The sequence below is a fragment of the Streptomyces sp. NPDC006458 genome (assembly GCF_040612135.1).
Classification (GTDB): Bacteria; Actinomycetota; Actinomycetes; order Streptomycetales; family Streptomycetaceae; genus Streptomyces.
In genome coordinates this window covers 87,049-103,821 of sequence record NZ_JBEXPR010000001.1, presented here as the reverse complement: position 1 = coordinate 103,821, position 16,773 = coordinate 87,049, and the positions used below count along the sequence as shown (strand labels likewise).

At 71.9% G+C, this 16,773-nt stretch carries 14 protein-coding genes; 7 read left to right on the top strand and 7 right to left on the bottom strand.

What is annotated here, in order from left to right:
• Positions 1-143: 143 nt before the first annotated feature.
• The 3 genes from ABZZ79_RS00485 to ABZZ79_RS00475 all read left to right on the top strand — a co-directional run bounded on the left by ABZZ79_RS00485 (position 144) and on the right by ABZZ79_RS00475 (position 3,752).
• Positions 144-1,091 (top strand): PrsW family intramembrane metalloprotease, encoded by a 948-nt coding sequence (locus ABZZ79_RS00485; RefSeq protein ID WP_356684884.1) that lies wholly within the window; start codon positions 144-146, stop codon positions 1,089-1,091.
• A gap of 75 nt (positions 1,092-1,166) precedes the next feature.
• Entirely contained in the window at positions 1,167-1,397 is a 231-nt protein-coding gene (locus tag ABZZ79_RS00480) for a heavy-metal-associated domain-containing protein (protein ID WP_356684882.1), read from the top strand.
• Between the two features lie 78 nt (positions 1,398-1,475).
• Positions 1,476-3,752: a heavy metal translocating P-type ATPase gene (locus ABZZ79_RS00475; protein WP_356684880.1), complete on the top strand. Its 2,277-nt coding sequence runs from the start codon at positions 1,476-1,478 to the stop codon at positions 3,750-3,752.
• Between the two features lie 678 nt (positions 3,753-4,430).
• Here the strand turns inward: ABZZ79_RS00475 and ABZZ79_RS00470 are convergent.
• From ABZZ79_RS00470 to ABZZ79_RS00460, 3 genes are all read right to left on the bottom strand, one after another.
• Entirely contained in the window at positions 4,431-5,720 is a 1,290-nt protein-coding gene (locus ABZZ79_RS00470; RefSeq protein ID WP_356684878.1) for a citrate synthase, read from the bottom strand.
• 279 nt (positions 5,721-5,999) lie between these two features.
• Positions 6,000-8,255 carry an ATP-dependent RecD-like DNA helicase gene (locus tag ABZZ79_RS00465; protein ID WP_356684876.1) on the bottom strand — a complete coding sequence of 752 codons (2,256 nt, stop codon included), beginning with the start codon at positions 8,253-8,255 and terminating at the stop codon, positions 6,000-6,002.
• 102 nt (positions 8,256-8,357) lie between these two features.
• Positions 8,358-8,768, bottom strand: coding sequence for a cytidine deaminase (locus tag ABZZ79_RS00460; protein ID WP_356684874.1), 411 nt, complete (start codon positions 8,766-8,768; stop codon positions 8,358-8,360).
• A gap of 272 nt (positions 8,769-9,040) precedes the next feature.
• Here ABZZ79_RS00460 and ABZZ79_RS00455 point away from each other — a divergent pair, with 272 nt between their 5' ends.
• Both ABZZ79_RS00455 and ABZZ79_RS00450 read left to right on the top strand, forming a co-directional pair.
• The gene (locus ABZZ79_RS00455) at positions 9,041-10,009 is read left to right on the top strand and encodes a helix-turn-helix domain-containing protein (RefSeq protein ID WP_356685828.1); all 969 of its coding nucleotides are present in this window, start codon (positions 9,041-9,043) and stop codon (positions 10,007-10,009) included.
• Positions 10,010-10,213: 204 nt separating this feature from the next.
• Complete coding sequence (locus ABZZ79_RS00450) at positions 10,214-10,618, top strand: hypothetical protein (protein ID WP_356684872.1); 405 nt, start codon at positions 10,214-10,216, stop codon at positions 10,616-10,618.
• Positions 10,619-10,641: 23 nt separating this feature from the next.
• Here ABZZ79_RS00450 and ABZZ79_RS00445 read toward each other — a convergent pair whose 3' ends face one another.
• From ABZZ79_RS00445 to ABZZ79_RS00435, 3 genes are read right to left on the bottom strand one after another with little or no spacing between them, the layout of a single operon-like run.
• Positions 10,642-11,475, bottom strand: coding sequence for a sugar phosphate isomerase/epimerase family protein (locus tag ABZZ79_RS00445; protein ID WP_356684870.1), 834 nt, complete (start codon positions 11,473-11,475; stop codon positions 10,642-10,644).
• Entirely contained in the window at positions 11,472-12,623 is a 1,152-nt protein-coding gene (locus ABZZ79_RS00440) for a dihydrodipicolinate synthase family protein (protein WP_356684868.1), read from the bottom strand. Before ABZZ79_RS00440 ends, ABZZ79_RS00445 begins: the two co-directional genes overlap by 4 nt.
• Complete coding sequence (locus tag ABZZ79_RS00435) at positions 12,620-13,777, bottom strand: Gfo/Idh/MocA family oxidoreductase (RefSeq protein ID WP_356684866.1); 1,158 nt, start codon at positions 13,775-13,777, stop codon at positions 12,620-12,622. Before ABZZ79_RS00435 ends, ABZZ79_RS00440 begins: the two co-directional genes overlap by 4 nt.
• Positions 13,778-14,121: 344 nt before the next feature.
• Between ABZZ79_RS00435 and ABZZ79_RS00430 the strand changes: the two genes are divergently transcribed.
• Complete coding sequence (locus ABZZ79_RS00430) at positions 14,122-15,168, top strand: LacI family DNA-binding transcriptional regulator (protein ID WP_356684864.1); 1,047 nt, start codon at positions 14,122-14,124, stop codon at positions 15,166-15,168.
• Between the two features lie 229 nt (positions 15,169-15,397).
• Here the strand turns inward: ABZZ79_RS00430 and ABZZ79_RS00425 are convergent, their stop codons facing one another.
• Positions 15,398-15,775, bottom strand: coding sequence for a VOC family protein (locus tag ABZZ79_RS00425; protein WP_356684862.1), 378 nt, complete (start codon positions 15,773-15,775; stop codon positions 15,398-15,400).
• A 122-nt stretch (positions 15,776-15,897) separates the two neighbouring features.
• On the opposite strand from ABZZ79_RS00425, the gene ABZZ79_RS00420 reads away from it, so the two are divergent.
• Positions 15,898-16,332 carry a nuclear transport factor 2 family protein gene (locus ABZZ79_RS00420; protein WP_356684860.1) on the top strand — a complete coding sequence of 145 codons (435 nt, stop codon included), beginning with the start codon at positions 15,898-15,900 and terminating at the stop codon, positions 16,330-16,332.
• Positions 16,333-16,773 lie beyond the last annotated feature (441 nt).

The following is a 16,773-nucleotide window of genomic DNA, read 5'->3' as shown; positions in this document are numbered from 1 at the left end:
GGGGCGCCGGAACGGATCTCCACAAGGGCGCGACCCCCCGCTCGTACCGCCCGTGGCGTCGCACTGCACCAAAGGTCCACTCCACATAAAGTGCGGACAAACCCGCCCTGTCCGAGCTCCAGGAGCACGAGGGGACACCGCCCGTGAGCCACTCCCCGCCGCCCGGCACACCGCGCGCCCGCATCCCCGGCCCCCAGTATCCGCCCGACGACATGCGGGTCCGCCGCGGGCTGTGGCGGCGCTGTCTGTGGGGCGGGCTCGCCCTGTGGGCGCTGACCGCGACGGTGACGTACGCGACGAGGAGCACCGCCCCGCTGCCCACGCTGATCCTGCTGGGCAGCTTCCTCGTGCCCGTCGTGTTCGTGCTGTGGGCCTACGAGAAGCACGGCCGCGACCTGGGCGTGGGGACGGTCCTCGGTTGCTTCCTGACCGGCGGCGCCCTCGGGGTGCTGGGCGCCTGGCTGATGGAGTACTACCTGCTGCGTCCGTCGCTGCGGCTGTTCACCGGGGTCGGGCTGATCGAGGAGGCGGCGAAGCTCGGCGCGCTGATGTTCATGCTGCGCGGGCGGCCGCGGATCCGCGGGACGCGGGCCGGTCTGGTGCTCGGCGCGAGCGTCGGGCTCGGCTTCGCGGCCATGGAGGGCGCGGGCTACGCGTTCGGCGCGGCCGTGTCCACCGAGGGCGTGGGCCTCAGGGCGCTGCTGGAGACGGAGATCCTGCGCGGGCTACTGGCCCCCTTCGGACACGGGCTGTGGACGGCGATCGCCGGCGGTGTGCTGCTGGCGCACCGCCGCGCGGACGGGCGTTTCCGGCTCGACGCGCCGGTGTGGGGCACCTGGCTCGGCGTCTCGCTGCTGCACGCGGTGTGGGACTGCACGCACGGCATCGCGGTCTGGCTGGTGGCCCGGCTGACCGGTATCGGGGTACGGCCGGATCTGTTCTCCGAGGGGTATCTGCCGCGGCCGACCGAGGCGCAGCAGCACATGTTCGCCGTGTTCTCGATCGCCGGGCCGGCCGTCGTGGCCCTGGCGGGGCTGCTGTGGGCGCGCTCGCTGACGCGCCGGAACCCCTCTTTGAGAAATACCCCCTAGGGGTATACAGTCGGGGAGTGCGGGCGCCACCGTGGACCCGCGTCAGCCCCATACGCCTCGACGAGGAGTAACGAGATGACCGCCCAGACCGACACCGTCACCGCCGTCTACAAGGTCAGCGGCATGAGCTGCGGCCACTGCGAGGGCGCCGTCTCCGGCGAGCTCTCCCAGATCCCCGGCGTCTCCTCGGTGCAGGCCGTCGCCGCCAGCGGTGAGGTCACCGTCGTCTCCGCCGCCGTGCTGGACGAGGAGGCCGTACGCGCCGCCGTCGACGAGGCCGGCTACGAACTGGTCGGCCGCGCCTGACCCCCTGCGCGTCACGGGCCGTACCGGGCCGCCGATACTGGCCCGGTACGGCCCGCTCTCTTTTTCTGGAGTACGGCGATGACCAGCACCCCCCAGGCACCCCCGGCCACGGCCGAGGTCGAGCTGCTGATCGGCGGGATGACCTGCGCGGCCTGCGCGGCCCGCATCGAGAAGAAGCTCAACCGCGTGGAGGGCGTGACCGCGACGGTCAACTACGCCACCGAGAAGGCCCGGATCAGCTACCCCGAGGGCATCGAGGTGGCCGACCTGATCGCCACCGTCGTAAGAACCGGCTACACGGCCGAGGAGCCCGCCCCGCCGGCCCCCGCCGAGGAGCCCGGCGAACCCCCGGGGGACGACCCCGAGACGGCGGCCCTGCGCCGGCGACTGACCGTCTCCGCGCTGCTCGCCGCGCCCGTGGTGCTGCTCGCGATGGTCCCGGCCCTGCAGTTCGACAACTGGCAGTGGCTGTCCCTCACTCTCGCCGCGCCCGTCGTCGTCTGGGGCGGGCTGCCCTTCCACCGGGCCGCCTGGACCAATGTCCGGCACGGCGCGTCCACCATGGACACCCTCGTCTCGCTGGGCACGCTCGCCGCGTTCGGCTGGTCACTGTGGGCGCTGTTCCTCGGCGACGCGGGCATGCCCGGCATGCGCCACGGCTTCGACCTCACCGCCTCCCGCGCGGACGCCTCCGCCACGATCTATCTGGAGGTCGCCGCCGGGGTCACCGCCTTCCTGCTGCTCGGCCGCCGGCTGGAGGCCCGCGCGAAGCGGCGCGCCGGGGCGGCCCTGCGCGCGCTGCTGGAACTGGGCGCCAAGGACGTGGCCGTGCTGCGGGAGGGCCGCGAGGTGCGGGTGCCGGTCGCCGCGCTGACCGTCGGCGATCTGTTCGTCGTACGCCCCGGCGAGAAGATCGCCACTGACGGCGTCGTCACCGAGGGCGCCTCCGCCGTCGACGCCTCCATGCTCACCGGCGAGTCCGTGCCGGTGGACGTGGCGCCCGGGGACGCGGTGGCCGGCGCGACCGTCAACGCCGGGGGCCGGCTCGTCGTGCGGGCCACCCGGGTCGGGGCCGACACCCACCTCGCGCGGATGGCGAAGCTGGTGGAGGAGGCGCAGAGCGGCAAGGCCGCGGTGCAGCGGCTCGCCGACCGGGTCTCCGCGGTGTTCGTGCCCGTGGTGCTGCTGGTGGCGACCGCCACCTTCGGGCTCTGGCTCGGCGCGTCCGGCGACACCACCGCCGCGTTCACCGCCGCCGTCGCCGTGCTGATCATCGCCTGCCCGTGCGCGCTGGGCCTGGCCACGCCGACCGCCCTGCTGGTCGGCACCGGGCGCGGCGCCCAGCTCGGCATCCTCATCAAGGGACCCGAGGTGCTGGAGTCCACGCGGCGCGTCGACACGATCGTGCTCGACAAGACCGGCACGGTCACCACCGGCCGGATGACCCTGCGCGAGGTGTACGCCGCCGAGGACACCGACGAGAAGGAACTGCTGCGGCTCGCGGGCGCCCTGGAGCACGCCTCCGAGCACCCGATCGCGCGGGCCCTCGCCGCCGGCGCCGAGGCGCGGATCGGCCCGCTGCCCGCGGTCGAGGGCTTCGAGAACGTCCCCGGGCGCGGCGTACGGGGGCGGGTGGACGGCCGCGAGGTGGCCGTGGGCAGGCTGTTCGACGTGGTCCCGGACGACGTGGCCCGGGCCCGCCGGGAGGCCGAGAGCGGCGGGCGTACGGCCGTACTGGCCGGCTGGGACGGGGTGGCTCTCGGCGTTCTCGCGGTCGCCGACACCGTGAAGGACACCAGCGCCGAGGCGGTGCGCGCGCTGCGGGCCCTGGGGCTCACGCCGGTGCTGCTCACCGGGGACAACCGGGCGGTCGCCGAGGCCGTGGCGCGCGAGGTGGGGATCGACCAGGTGGTCGCCGAGGTGCTGCCCGAGGACAAGGTGGACACCGTGCGGCGCCTCCAGGCCGAGGGGCGGGTGGTCGCCATGGTCGGGGACGGGGTGAACGACGCGGCCGCGCTGGCCGCCGCGGACCTGGGGCTGGCCATGGGCACGGGCACGGACGCGGCGATCGAGGCGGGCGATCTCACGCTGGTGCGCGGGGACCTGCTGGTGGCCGCGGACGCGATCCGGCTCGCGCGGCGCACCCTCGCCACCATCAAGGGCAATCTCGTGTGGGCCCTCGGCTACAACGTGGCCGCGCTGCCGCTGGCCGCGGCGGGGCTGCTGAACCCGATGATCGCGGGGGCCGCGATGGCCTTCTCATCGGTCTTCGTCGTCACCAACAGCCTCCGGCTGCGGACGTTCCGTGCGGCAAAACATGGGGGCGGTATGGAGTCCGGGGCGACCCTCACATAAGCTCTTCACAAGTCTCGCGCATCTTCCTTACGCTGGGGCATCGTTCGCCGAACGGATCTCTTGCGCATCTAACGGGACATTTGCAAGAGACGCAGATCACAGTGATGTGAACGTAACCATCGAAGGGGTTCGAAGGTCTAAGTTGGCGATGTCGGAAGGCGTCTTGGGGGGCGCCGACTGGCATCTGAGGATGTCTTGGGGGACTTCCTCAGAGATTGCGTTGCCGGGGCCACGCACACCGGGAAGCTTTGAGCGGCCCTCCCAAGCGTGTGCGTTGTCCCGGCAGACCGCACCCGAGAAAGCAGCCGCGGACCTTACGTCCGCTCTGCTCGACAGCGATTCAGGCGCTGTGTCTCTCACAAGCGCCCGGCCGGATCCCGTGGGGGGAATCCGCACCGGGACATGGGAAGGCGCCCTGGTCGTCGGCCCGTGGGGGGACCGGCGCCAGGGCGCCTTCTGCTGTTCGCACGCCGTTTTCCGCGGTCCGCCCGCCGCCTTGCGCTTCCGTACGCCCCCTGCCTTCTGTACGCCGCTTCCGCTTCAGTACGCCGTTTCCGGTCCCGTACGCCGTTTCCGGTTCCGTACGGCCTCGGACACCCGCGCACGGCGAGGCCCCGCGCCCGAGAGGTCGGGGCGGGGCCTGGAATGCTGCGGCTCTGCGCGTCGGGCGCGGGAGTGTCAGCGCTCCTCGACGGGGACGAAGTCGCGCTCGACGACGCCCGTGTAGATCTGGCGCGGGCGGCCGATGCGGGAGCCCGGCTCCTTGATCATCTCGTGCCACTGGGCGATCCAGCCCGGCAGGCGGCCGAGGGCGAAGAGGACCGTGAACATCTCGGTCGGGAAGCCCATGGCCCGGTAGATGAGGCCGGTGTAGAAGTCGACGTTCGGGTAGAGGCTGCGCTGGACGAAGTAGTCGTCGGAGAGCGCGTGCTCCTCCAGCTTCAGGGCGATGTCCAGCAGCTCGTCGGACTTGCCGAGGGCCGAGAGGACGTCGTGCGCGGCGGCCTTGATGATCTTGGCGCGCGGGTCGAAGTTCTTGTAGACCCGGTGGCCGAAGCCCATCAGGCGGACGCCGTCCTCCTTGTTCTTCACCTTGCGGATGAAGGAGTCGACGTCGCCGCCGCTCGCCTGGATGCCCTCCAGCATCTCCAGGACGGACTGGTTGGCGCCACCGTGCAGCGGGCCCCAGAGGGCGGAGATGCCGGCCGAGATCGACGCGAACATGTTCGCCTGCGACGAGCCCACCAGGCGCACCGTCGACGTCGAACAGTTCTGCTCGTGGTCGGCGTGCAGGATCAGCAGCTTGTCCAGCGCGGAGACGACGACCGGGTCCAGCTCGTAGTCCTGCGCCGGGACCGAGAACGTCATGCGCAGGAAGTTCTCGACGTAGCCGAGGTCGTTGCGCGGGTAGACGAACGGGTGGCCCACCGACTTCTTGTACGCGTAGGCCGCGATCGTCGGAAGCTTGGCGAGCAGACGGATGGTGGAGAGGTTGCGCTGCTGCTCGTCGAACGGGTTGTGGCTGTCCTGGTAGAAGGTGGACAGGGCCGAGACCACCGAGGACAGCATCGCCATCGGGTGCGCGTCGCGCGGGAAGCCCCGGTAGAAGTTCTTGACGTCCTCATGCAGCAGCGTGTGCTGCGTGATGTCGTTCTTGAACACGGTGAGCTCGTCGACGGTCGGCAGCTCGCCGTTGATCAGCAGGTACGCCACCTCCAGGAAGGTGGAGCGCTCGGCGAGCTGCTCGATCGGGTAACCGCGGTACCGCAGAATGCCCGCCTCGCCGTCCAGGTACGTGACGGAGGATTTATAGGCGGCGGTATTGCCGTAGCCGCTGTCCAGGGTCACGAGACCGGTCTGGGCACGCAGCTTCCCGATGTCGAAGCCCTTGTCCCCTACGGTGCTGTCGATCACCGGGTAGGTGTACTCGCTGCCGTCGTACCGCAGTACTACAGAGTTGTCGCTCACGTCTTCCCTCACCGACGTAGTGCCTCATCTTCGAGGTGCCCTGACTGTCTCTACCATCCCCCATTTGGCGCATGAGAGTGCACTCGGGGTCGACCATTGGGCTTATCGGCGGCACTGAGTGCCGCCAACTTGCCCATCCTGCCCCCTCCGTCGGGCCACGGGAAGTGCTCTGTGACCTTTGCGACTCGTTTGATCGATCATTTTTCGTCGCATGGGGGACGGGGCGTGGATTTGGGTGGATCCGGGCGGTCCGGACGGGGTGCCGGCCGGGTCCCTCGGTCAGCCGCCCGCGAGCCGGAAGTCCAGTGCCGTACAGCGCCGGCCGGCCGACACCGTGCGCACCGCCTGGGCTATCGCCCGGCGTGACCCGACGAGGACGACCAGCTGTTTGGCCCGGGTGACCGCCGTGTACAGCAGGTTTCGCTGAAGCATCATCCATGCTCCCGTGGTGACGGGGATCACCACGGCGGGATATTCACTCCCCTGGGAGCGGTGAATGGTCACGGCGTACGCGTGGGCCAGCTCGTCCAGTTCGTCGAACTCATAGGGAACCTCCTCGTCCTCGTCCGTCAGCACCGTGAGCCGCTGGTCCACCGGATCGAGCGAGGTGACCACGCCCACGGTGCCGTTGAAGACACCGTTCCGCCCCTTGTCGTAATTGTTGCGGACCTGGGTGACCTTGTCCCCCACGCGGAAGACTCGCCCGCCGAACCGCTTCTCGGGCAGGTCGGGGCGCCCTGGGGTGATCGCCTGCTGGAGCAGCCCGTTGAGCGTGCCCGCCCCCGCGGGACCCCGGTGCATCGGCGCCAGCACCTGTACGTCCCGGCGCGGGTCCAGTCCGAACCTGGCCGGGATCCGCCGTGCCGCCACGTCCACGGTGAGCCGGCCGGCCTCCTCGGTGTCGTCCTCGACGAAGAGGAAGAAGTCCTTCATGCCGTCGGTGAGGGGATGCTGCCCGGCGTTGATGCGGTGCGCGTTGGTGACGACCCCCGACTGCTGCGCCTGCCGGAACACACGCGTGAGCCGCACCGCCGGAACCGGGCTGCCCTCCGCCAGGAGGTCGCGCAGCACCTCCCCCGCCCCCACGCTCGGCAACTGGTCGACGTCCCCGACGAAGAGCAGGTGCGCGCCCGGCGGCACGGCCTTCACCAGCTTGTTGGCCAGCAGCAGATCCAGCATCGACGCCTCGTCCACCACCACGAGGTCGGCGTCCAGCGGCCGGTCCCTGTCGTAGGCCGCGTCCCCGCCGGGCTTGAGTTCCAGCAGCCGGTGGACCGTGGACGCCTCGGCCCCGGTCAGCTCGGACAGCCGCTTGGCCGCGCGCCCGGTGGGAGCGGCGAGCAGCACCTTGGCCTTCTTCGCGCGGGCCAGCTCCACGACGGAACGCACGGTGAACGACTTGCCGCAGCCCGGCCCGCCCGTGAGCACGGCGACCTTCTCGCTCAGCGCGAGCTTCACGGCGGCCTCCTGCTCGGGGGCGAGCTCCGCGCCCGTGCGCGTCCTCAGCCAGGCGAGCGCCTTGTCCCAGGTGACCTCGCGGAAGCCGGGCATACGGTCCTCGTCGGTCCTGAGCAGCCGCAACAGCTGAGCGGACAGGGCGAGTTCGGCGCGATGGAAGGGGACCAGGTAGATGGCGGTGACGCGCTCGCCCTCGGGGTCCGGGCCGGGCACCTTCTCCCGTACGACGCCGGGTTCCTCCCCGTCGGGGCCGGGTTCTGCCAGCTCCGCGAGGCACTCGATGACCAGGCCGGTGTCCACCTGGAGCAGTCTCACGGCGTCGGCGATGAGCCGCTCCTCCGGCAGATAGCAGTGGCCCTGGTCCGCCGACTGCGACAACGCGTACTGCAGACCCGCCTTGACGCGCTCCGGGCTGTCGTGCGGGATGCCGACCGACTGGGCGATCTTGTCGGCGGTGAGGAAACCGATGCCCCAGACGTCGGCGGCGAGCCGGTAGGGCTGCTCCTTCACGACAGCGATCGACGCGTCCTCGTACTTCTTGTAGATGCGCACGGCGATCGACGTCGACACCTCGACCGTCTGGAGGAACAGCATGACCTCCTTGATCGCCTTCTGCTCCTCCCAGGTGTCGGCGATCTTCTTCGTCCGCTTGGGCCCGAGGCCCGGCACCTCGATGAGCCGCTTGGGCTCCTCCTCGATGATCCTGAGCGTGTCCGTCCCGAAGTGCTGGGTGATCCGGTCGGCGAAGACCGGCCCGATCCCCTTGACCAGCCCCGAGCCGAGATAGCGGCGGATGCCCTGGACCGTGGCCGGCAGCACCGTCGTGTAGTTCTCGACGGTGAACTGCTTGCCGTACTGGGGGTGCGAGCCCCAGCGGCCCTCCATCCGCAGCGACTCCCCCACCTGGGCGCCGAGCAGCGCGCCGACGACCGTCAGCAGGTCACCCGCGCCCCGGCCGGTGTCCACGCGCGCGACCGTGTAGCCGTTGTCCTCGTTGGCGTACGTGATCCTCTCCAGCACGCCTTCGAGGACAGCGAGGCGCCGCTCTCCGGTGGGGTCCGCCGTTTGGTTGGGCATGGTCCGACGTTACCGGTGGGGTGTGACAGCGGAACGCGCCTTCGGCGTCCGGACCGGGCCGGCGGGCGCGGCACCGAACGGCCCTGTCACCACCCGGCCCTGTCAGGCGTCGAGCTGGTGGTCGGCCCAGACGTAGCTCGCGGGCAGCAGGTCCCCGACGGGAACGGCACGCATCCGGCCGGCCTCACCCACGATGACCTCAAGCGTGGGGAAGTAGTCGAGGAGGACCTGACGGCACCGCCCGCACGGGGGAACGACCCCCCGCTCGCGATCGCCCACAGCCACGATCGTGTCCAGCTCGTAGACGCCCTGAGCGGCCGCGGTGCCGATGAGGACCAGCTCGGCGCAGGGGCCTCCGGTGAAGTGGTAGGCGTTCACCGCGGTGACGATCCGGCCGTCGCGGGCGCGGGCCGCGGCCGCCATGGTGTGGTTGTCGCCCCGGCAGCGCGTGCTCGCCACCTGCGCGGCGGCCTCGACGAGTTCCTGGTCGACCGCGGGGACCCGCGTGGTCATCGTCACTTCCTTCGTCGCGCCGGGCCGGTTCCCCCGCAGCGTAAGGGCGCGCCCCGGCCTGATGTCGGGCGTGGCGCGCACCTCGGCTTTCCCTCCCCTTCAGAACCCCCGCGGATCCCCCCGGATCCCCCACCCAGGAGTCCTGATGCCCGGTACGACACACATGCGGGGCGAAGGGTTGCACGGACACCGCCGGGAAGTTTTCGAGGCGGCATCCATAGGATGGCGCCTGCTCAAGCAGGAGCCGTGCGGTACGCGTTGGGGGCGTGACCATGCTGGTGAACGAGTACCGGACCGACGTCGTGCCGCCCGGTGAGCGCTGGGACCTGTGGCAGGACATCGTCACGCGCACGCATCTGCCGAACCTGCTGCGCAGTGAGCACGAGGCCGACTTCCGGGCCGTCGTGCGGGTGCTGACGCTGGGCGAGGTGCAGGTCGCGGACTTCGCCTTCCCCGGGTTGGAGGCGGTGCGCAACCCTCGCGCGATTCGGCGGTACAACCCCGAGGTGTACCAGATCAACTGCCAGTTCCAGGGCACCGGAGGCATCGCGCACAACGGGCGGCAGTCCCTCTTCACGCCGGGCGACCTGGTGGTCGTCGACAGCGGCCTGCCGTACGAGGCCCGGCACACCCCGCCCGTGCCCGGCGGCGACGCGGCCTGCGTCGTCGTGACCGTACCGCGGGCGTCGCTCCCGCTGCCGCCGCGCGCGTTACGCCAGGTGCTGGCGGTGCCGGTCCCGGTAGGGCGGGGCATGGGCGGGGTGCTGTGGCGCTGGCTGGCCGATCTCGCCGTCCGGGCCGAGGAGTTCACCGAGGCCGACGCGGTCACGCTGGGCGGGATGACGACCGATCTGCTCACCTCCGTGCTCGGGCAGGCGCTGGACGCCGAGGACACCATGACCCCCGAGTCCCGGCGCCGGGCCCTGCACACCCGCACCCTGGACTACATCGACCGCAACCTCGGCGATCCCTCCCTCTCCCCGGCGGGTGTCGCCGCCGCGCACGGTGTCTCCGTACGGCATCTGCATCAGCTGTTCGCCGAGGAGGGCGCCACCCCGGCCGCCTGGATCCGGCACCGCCGGCTCGAACACTGCCGCCGCGACCTCGCCGACCCCGGGCTGCGGTCCCGGCCGATCGCCGCGCTGGCCGCCCGCTGGGGGTTTCGCGACCCGGCCGCCTTCAGCCGCCAGTTCCGTCGCGCGTACGGCATGTCGCCCCGGGACTACCGGCATCGGAGCTGAGCGCGCCAGAACGGCGCGATGGCACAGGAACGTGCAGAAATCGCCAAGATCCGTGCACTCATGGCTAATGAATTACCGCGACCGCGTGGCCATGCTTTTCCTCCGCACCACTTCTTCTCCGCAGGGGAAGCAGGGGGGAAGCCGGTGTGCGACGCGCGCGGACGCTGCCGTGGGCACCGCACGCCACCGTACGGGGTGATGGACATGCGTGTGGGAATCACCGTCGAGAGCCGGACGACCGGGACCGGCGTGCATGAACTGTGGCGCCGGCTGGCGACCGAGCCGGCCCTGCGCGGCCGGGTCCGTGTCGACAGCTCGCTCGTCCTGCCGCCCAGCGCGGCGGAAGCGCGCCCGCTGGTGCTGCTGGTGGTGCTCGAACCGGGCGCGGTCACCGAGGCGTTCGCGGGCGGCCTGGTCGCCTGGCTGGCGGCCCGCCGCGAGTGCACGGTGAACCTCACCCGCACCGACGGCACCAGGATCGTCCTGACCTCCTCGATCGTGCGCCGGTTCACCTTCCTGGAGCGGGCGGCCTTCGTCCGGGACCTCGGCACGGTCCTGGACGCGGCGGCCCGCGGCTCGGAGACGGACGGGGGCGACCGGGTGCGCTGAACTCCCCTTCGGGGGCCGCCGGTTCAGCCGGTCACGTGCCGTACGAAGCGCTCGGCCGTCTCCGTCAGGACCTCGCGGCCGTCCCGAGCCCAGAGCGCGTCGTTGAACAGCTCGACCTCGATCGCCCCGGTGTACCCGGCCTTCTCCACGTACCCGAGCCACTCCCGCATGTCGATCGAGCCGTCCCCGATCTGCCCCCGGCCGGTGAGCACGCCCCGCGGCAGCGGGGTCGTCCAGTCGGCGAGCTGGAAGGTGTGGATACGGCCGGACGCGCCCGCGCGGGCGATCTGATCGGGCGCGGTGTCGTCCCACCAGATGTGGTAGGTGTCCACCGTGACGCCCACCTGTCGTGCCGGGAACCTCTCCGCCAGGTCGAGGGCCTGGCCGAGGGTGGAGACGACACAGCGGTCGGCCGCGTACATGGGATGCAGCGGCTCGATGGCCAGGCGCACACCGTGCTGTTCGGCGTACGGCCCCAGCTCGGCGAGCGCGTCGGCGATCCGCTCGCGCGCGCCGCGCAGGTCCGTCGATCCCGACGGCAGTCCGCCCGAGACGAGGACCAGTGTGTCCGTGCCCATGATCGCCGCCTCGTCCACCGCGCGGCGGTTGTCGTCCAGGGCCCGCGCACGCTCCTGCGGCTCGATCGCCGTCAGGAATCCGCCCCGGCACAGGGTCGTGACGGTCAGACCCGCGTCGCGCACCAGCCCGGCCGCGGCCGCCACGCCGTACTCCTGGACGGGTTCGCGCCACAGGCCGACGTGGCCGATGCCCAAGTCCTCGCATTCGTGGACGAGTTCGGGGAGGGACAGTTGCTTGACCGTCATCTGGTTGACGGAGAACCTCGCGAGGCCGCTCACTGGTCCACCCCGTACACCGCCAGCAGGCACTTCATCCGCTCCTCCGCGAGCTTCGGGTCGGGGAACAGACCGAGTGAGTCGGCGAGTTCGTAGGCGCGGGCGAGGTGCGGCAGGGAACGGGCCGACTGCAGGCCGCCGACCATGGTGAAGTGGCTCTGGTGGCCGGCCAGCCAGGCGAGGAACACCACGCCCGTCTTGTAGAAGCGGGTCGGAGCCCGGAAGAGGTGGCGGGACAGCTCGACCGTCGGGTCCAGCAGTCGGCGGAAGCCGTCCGTGTCCCCCGTGTCCAGCACCCGCACCGCCTCGGCGGCCAGCGGGCCGAGCGGGTCGAAGATGCCGAGGAGGGCGTGACTGAACCCCTTCTCGTCGCCCGCGATCAGCTCGGGGTAGTGGAAGTCGTCGCCGGTGTAGCAGCGCACGCCCTGCGGCAGCCGCCGCCTCAGGTCAACCTCGCGCCCCGCGTCCAGCAGCGAGACCTTGATGCCGTCGACCTTGTCCGGGTGGGCCGCGATGACCTCCAGGAAGGTGCCGGTCGCCGCGTCGAGATCGGCCGAGCCCCAGTAGCCCTCCAGCGCCGGATCGAACATCGGGCCGAGCCAGTGCAGGATCACCGGCTCGGCGGCCTGCCGGAGCAGATGGCCGTAGACCTCCAGGTAGTCCTCGGGTCCGGCCGCCGCGGCGGTGAGCGCCCGGGAGGCCATGAGGATCGCCTGCGCCCCGCTCTCCTCGACGACCGCGAGCTGCTCCTCGTAGGCCGCGCGGACCTCGGCGAGGGTGCCCGCGGCGAGCTGGTCGGTGCCCACGCCGCAGGCGATGCGGCCGCCGACCGCCCTGGCCTCGGCGGCGCTGCGGCGGATCAGCTCGGCCGCGCCCGCCCACTGAAGGCCCATCCCGCGCTGGGCGGTGTCCATCGCCTCGGCCACCCCGAGCCCGTGCGACCACAGATGGCGACGGAAGGCGAGCGTGGCGTCCCAGTCGACGGCGGCGGGCGAGTCGGGGGTGGTGTCCGCGTACGGGTCGGCGACGACGTGCGCGGCCGAGAAGACCGTACGGGAGGTGAGGGGCGGGCCGGGGCGCGCAGCGAGGGGCTCGGCGCGCGGCTCGTAGGTGCGCAGGTCACCCTTGGCGTCGGGCAGTCGGACGGTCACAGCGCGATCTCCGGAACGTCGACGCGGCGGCCCTCGGCCGAGGACCTGAGGCCCAGTTCGGCGAGCTGGACACCGCGGGCGCCGGCCAGCAGGTCCCAGCGGTAAGGGGCGTCGGCGTAGACGTGCTTGAGGAACAGCTCCCACTGGGCCTTGAAGCCGTTGTCGAAGGCCTGGTTGTCCGGGACCTGCTGCCACTGGTCGCGGAAGGCCTCGGTGGCGGGGATGTCCGGGTTCCAGACGGGCTTGGGGGTCGCGGACCGGTGCTGGACCCGGCAGGTGCGCAGCCCCGCGACGGCCGAGCCCTCGGTGCCGTCGACCTGGAACTCGACCAGCTCGTCGCGGTGGACGCGCACGGCCCAGGAGGAGTTGATCTGCGCGACGGCGCCGCCTTCGAGCTCGAAGACGCCGTACGCGGCGTCGTCGGCGGTGGCGTCGTAGGGCTTGCCGTCCTCGTCCCAGCGCTGCGGGACATGGGTGGCGGTGAGGGCCTGCACGGAGGTGACCCGGCCGAACAGCTCGTGCAGGACGTACTCCCAGTGCGGGAACATGTCGACGACGATGCCGCCGCCGTCCTCGGCCTGGTAGTTCCAGCTCGGGCGCTGGGCCTCCTGCCAGTCACCCTCGAAGACCCAGTAGCCGAACTCCCCGCGCACGGAGAGGACTCGGCCGAAGAAGCCGCCGTCGATCAGCCGCTTCAGCTTGAGCAGTCCGGGCAGGAACAGCTTGTCCTGGACGACGCCGTGCCTGATGCCCCTGGCGTGCGCCAGCCGGGCCAGTTCCAGGGCGCCGCCGAGGCCGGTGGCGGTGGGCTTCTCGGTGTAGACGTGCCTGCCCGCGGCGATCGCCTTCCGGATCGCCTCCTCGCGGGCGGAGGTGACCTGGGCGTCGAAGTAGATCTCGATGCTGTCGTCGGCGAGGACGGCGTCCAGGTCGGTCGAGACGTGCTCCGGGTCCAGGCCGTGGCGCTCGGCGAGCGCCTTCAGCGCGTGCTCGCGGCGACCGACCAGGACCGGCTCGGGCCACAGCACGGTGCCGTCGCCGAGGTCGAGTCCGCCCTGGTCGCGCAGGGCGAGGATGGAGCGGACCAGGTGCTGGCGGTATCCCATGCGCCCGGTCACACCGTTCATGGCGATACGCACTGTCTTACGTGTCACGTCGTTCCCTTCGTCGGCGTCGTACGGGCCTGCCGTGTGCCGCGGGCATCCGGGGCGCGCGGGTGCGGGCCGCGGGTGCGGGCCGCGGGTGCCTCCGTGACCCGCGCGCATCCGGCTGTCTGTCGAGTCGTCACAGCAAGCGCGTGCAGCAAGCGCTTTCTATGTGCAGAGAAGCTAGCCGCTGATCAGCGGTCGGACAAGGCCGCAACGGTCTCGATTCGTTCGAGGGGGCGAACATCCGGGGCCAGGCGCCGTAAGGTCTGCTCGCAACCGGCCGCCCTGAGACGGCCGGTGTACGACGACGTACGACGAGGTAGACATATGCGCGACCGGAGGACTACGAGATGACGGTGACCCTGGCGGACGTGGCGGCCCGCGCCCAGGTCTCCCCCGCGACGGTGTCGCGCGTACTGAACGGCAACTACCCCGTCGCCGCCTCCACCCGTGAGCGGGTGCTCAAGGCGGTCGACGAACTCGACTACGTCCTCAACGGTCCCGCGAGCGCGCTCGCCGCGGCCACCTCGGACCTGGTCGGCATCCTCGTCAATGACATCGCCGACCCGTTCTTCGGAATCATGGCCGGGGCGATCCAGTCCGAGATCGGCGGCCCCGGCGGCCGGGCGGGCGGCGAGCGGCTGGCCGTCGTGTGCAACACGGGCGGGTCACCCGAGCGCGAGCTGACCTATCTGACCCTGCTCCAGCGGCAGCGGGCCGCGGCCGTGGTGCTGACCGGCGGCGCGGTGGAGGACGCCCCGCACGCGGCGGCCGTCGCGGTGAAGCTGCGCAAACTGGCCGAGGCCGGGACGCGGGTGGTGCTGTGCGGGCGACCGCAGGTACCCGACACCCAGGCCGTCACCTTGTCCTTCGACAATCGCGGCGGCGCCCAGCGGCTGACCGAGCACCTGCTCACCCTCGGCCACCGTCGGCTCGGCTACATCGCGGGCCCGGAGGAGCACACCACCACCCGCCACCGGCTGGAGGGCCACCGCGCCGCGCTGGCGGCGGTGGGCGTCCAGGACGACGCCGCCCGGACCGTCCACGGCCGCTACGACCGGCAGTCCGGCTACGACGCCACGCTCGAACTCCTGCGCAGAGACCCGACCCTGACCGCCGTGGTCGCCGCCAGCGACTCCGTCGCGCTCGGCGCGTGCGCGGCCCTGCGGGAGTCCGGGCTGCGCATCCCGCAGGACGTGTCCGTCGCCGGGTTCGACGATCTGCCGTTCAGTGTGGACGTGGTGCCGGCGCTCACGACCGTACGGCTGCCGCTGGCCGAGGCGGGGGCACGGGCCGGGCGCATCGCGATGGGGCGGGAGGAGCCGCCGCCGGGCGGGATCGCCGCGGTGCGAGGGGAGTTGGTGGTGCGGGGGTCCACGGGGGTACCGACGGGGTGACGCTCCGCGGGGCCAGGGGGTGTCGCCGACGGGCTGGGCGCCTCGCGGGTTCATGGGTGTTGCCGAAGGGCTGGGCGCCTCGCGGGTTCATGGGGTGGCGCCGACGGGCTGGGGCGTCCTGCGGGTTCATGGGGTGTTGCCAAAGGGCTGAGACACCCCTTGCACCCGTGGGCACGCGGGCCAGGGAGTGTTGCCGAAGGGCTGGGGCGCCCCGCAAATCCATGGGGTGTTACTGCGCGGCGCGTTCCTGGGCACTGCGCTCCACGCAGAACTCGTTGCCCTCGGGGTCGGTCAGGGTCACCCAGCCGGTGCCGTCGGCGCGGCGGTGGTCGCCGTGGATCTTCGCGCCGAGGGCGAGGAGCCGGTCGACCTCCTCGTCGCGGGTGCGGTCCTGCGGCTGGAGGTCCCAGTGGACCCTGTTCTTCCCGGACTTGGCGTCCTCGACGCGGACGAAGAGCAGGGTGGCCGCGGACGTGGTGACCAGGGCTTCGGGGTCGCCGGGGTGGTCGTCGTCGCCGAGCTCGCCGTCCAGTGCCCCGGCCCACCAGGAGGCGAGGGTGAAGGCGTCGGCGCAGTCCACGGTGATGTGACGGATGAGTGAGGTCATGGGGGTCACCGGATCATGGGGGCGGGGGCCCCTGCAAGGGAATTGCGCGCGCGGGGTGTTCGTCGCGGCTGCCGCCCGACGTCCTTGACCTCAAGTCCGGTTGAGGACGTTGGGTGTCGGTCATGAGCACCCCCGAAGAGATCAGAGAGATCGACACCCTCGTCCACCGCTTCTTCCGCGCCCTGGACGCCCGCGACTTCGCCTCCGGCTGGATGCGGCCCTACGTCACCGGCGACGCCCGGATGGAGACGCCGCTCGGTGTCAGCGCGGGGGCGGAGGCCGTGCGGGCCGCCGAGACGGCGCTCGGGCGGTTCGTTCGCACCCAGCACATCGCCTCCGGCCTCCTCGCGGAGATCGACGGCGACCGTGCCACCGCCTCCTGGAACGCGCTGATGACCCATGTGCACGCCGACGAGTCGGTCTTCACTGTCGGCGGCTTCTACGAGGGCGACCAGGTGCGTACGGGCGGGGGCTGGCGGTTCGAGCGGGTGGCGGTGCGGGCGGTGTGGACGAGGGGGAGACCGCCGGTGGGGGTCGGGGGTGGGGGTGGGGACTGAGGTCGGGGGCGGGGCCGGGTCGGGCCGAAGCCAGGTCGGGACCTGAGGTCGGGGCCGAGGGCCGGGACCGGGACCTGAGGTGGGGCCGGGGCCGGGCAGAGGTCGGCCGCCGGCCGAAGCCGGGGTCGGGGTCGGGGCCGGGCCAAAGCCGGGGCCGAGGTCGGGGCCGAGGGAACGGGAACGCGAGGGCCGACGACGTCCGTAGTCTCGGGCGGCGGGCCCTGGACCTGCTGACCCGCGGCCTCGCGCGCCCGCCCGCCATCGGCGCGGTCGCGCGGGGTCTGCTGTGGGTCGCCCGGGCGGCGCGGGCGGCGCGCTGCCACGATCCGGCCTACTTCACCCGGGTCTTCACCCGGGAAGTCGGGGCGCCCCCGAACAGGCTCCCGGAGGCGGCAGCAGCCGGGCCGAAGCCGGGGCGGCGCCGGGGTCGAGGTCGGGCCG

What these genes read in the sequence shown, in the direction of transcription:
- ABZZ79_RS00480 (WP_356684882.1), top strand. Translation starts at nt 1,167, where the DNA reads ATGACCGCCCAGACCGACACCGTCACCGCCGTCTACAAGGTCAGCGGC.
- ABZZ79_RS00460 (WP_356684874.1), bottom strand. Translation starts at nt 8,768, where the DNA reads ATGACCACGCGGGTCCCCGCGGTCGACCAGGAACTCGTCGAGGCCGCC.
- ABZZ79_RS00430 (WP_356684864.1), top strand. Translation starts at nt 14,122, where the DNA reads ATGACGGTGACCCTGGCGGACGTGGCGGCCCGCGCCCAGGTCTCCCCC.
- ABZZ79_RS00465 (WP_356684876.1), bottom strand. Translation starts at nt 8,255, where the DNA reads ATGCCCAACCAAACGGCGGACCCCACCGGAGAGCGGCGCCTCGCTGTC.
- ABZZ79_RS00450 (WP_356684872.1), top strand. Translation starts at nt 10,214, where the DNA reads ATGCGTGTGGGAATCACCGTCGAGAGCCGGACGACCGGGACCGGCGTG.
- ABZZ79_RS00420 (WP_356684860.1), top strand. Translation starts at nt 15,898, where the DNA reads ATGAGCACCCCCGAAGAGATCAGAGAGATCGACACCCTCGTCCACCGC.
- ABZZ79_RS00455 (WP_356685828.1), top strand. Translation starts at nt 9,041, where the DNA reads ATGCTGGTGAACGAGTACCGGACCGACGTCGTGCCGCCCGGTGAGCGC.
- ABZZ79_RS00425 (WP_356684862.1), bottom strand. Translation starts at nt 15,775, where the DNA reads ATGACCTCACTCATCCGTCACATCACCGTGGACTGCGCCGACGCCTTC.
- ABZZ79_RS00475 (WP_356684880.1), top strand. Translation starts at nt 1,476, where the DNA reads ATGACCAGCACCCCCCAGGCACCCCCGGCCACGGCCGAGGTCGAGCTG.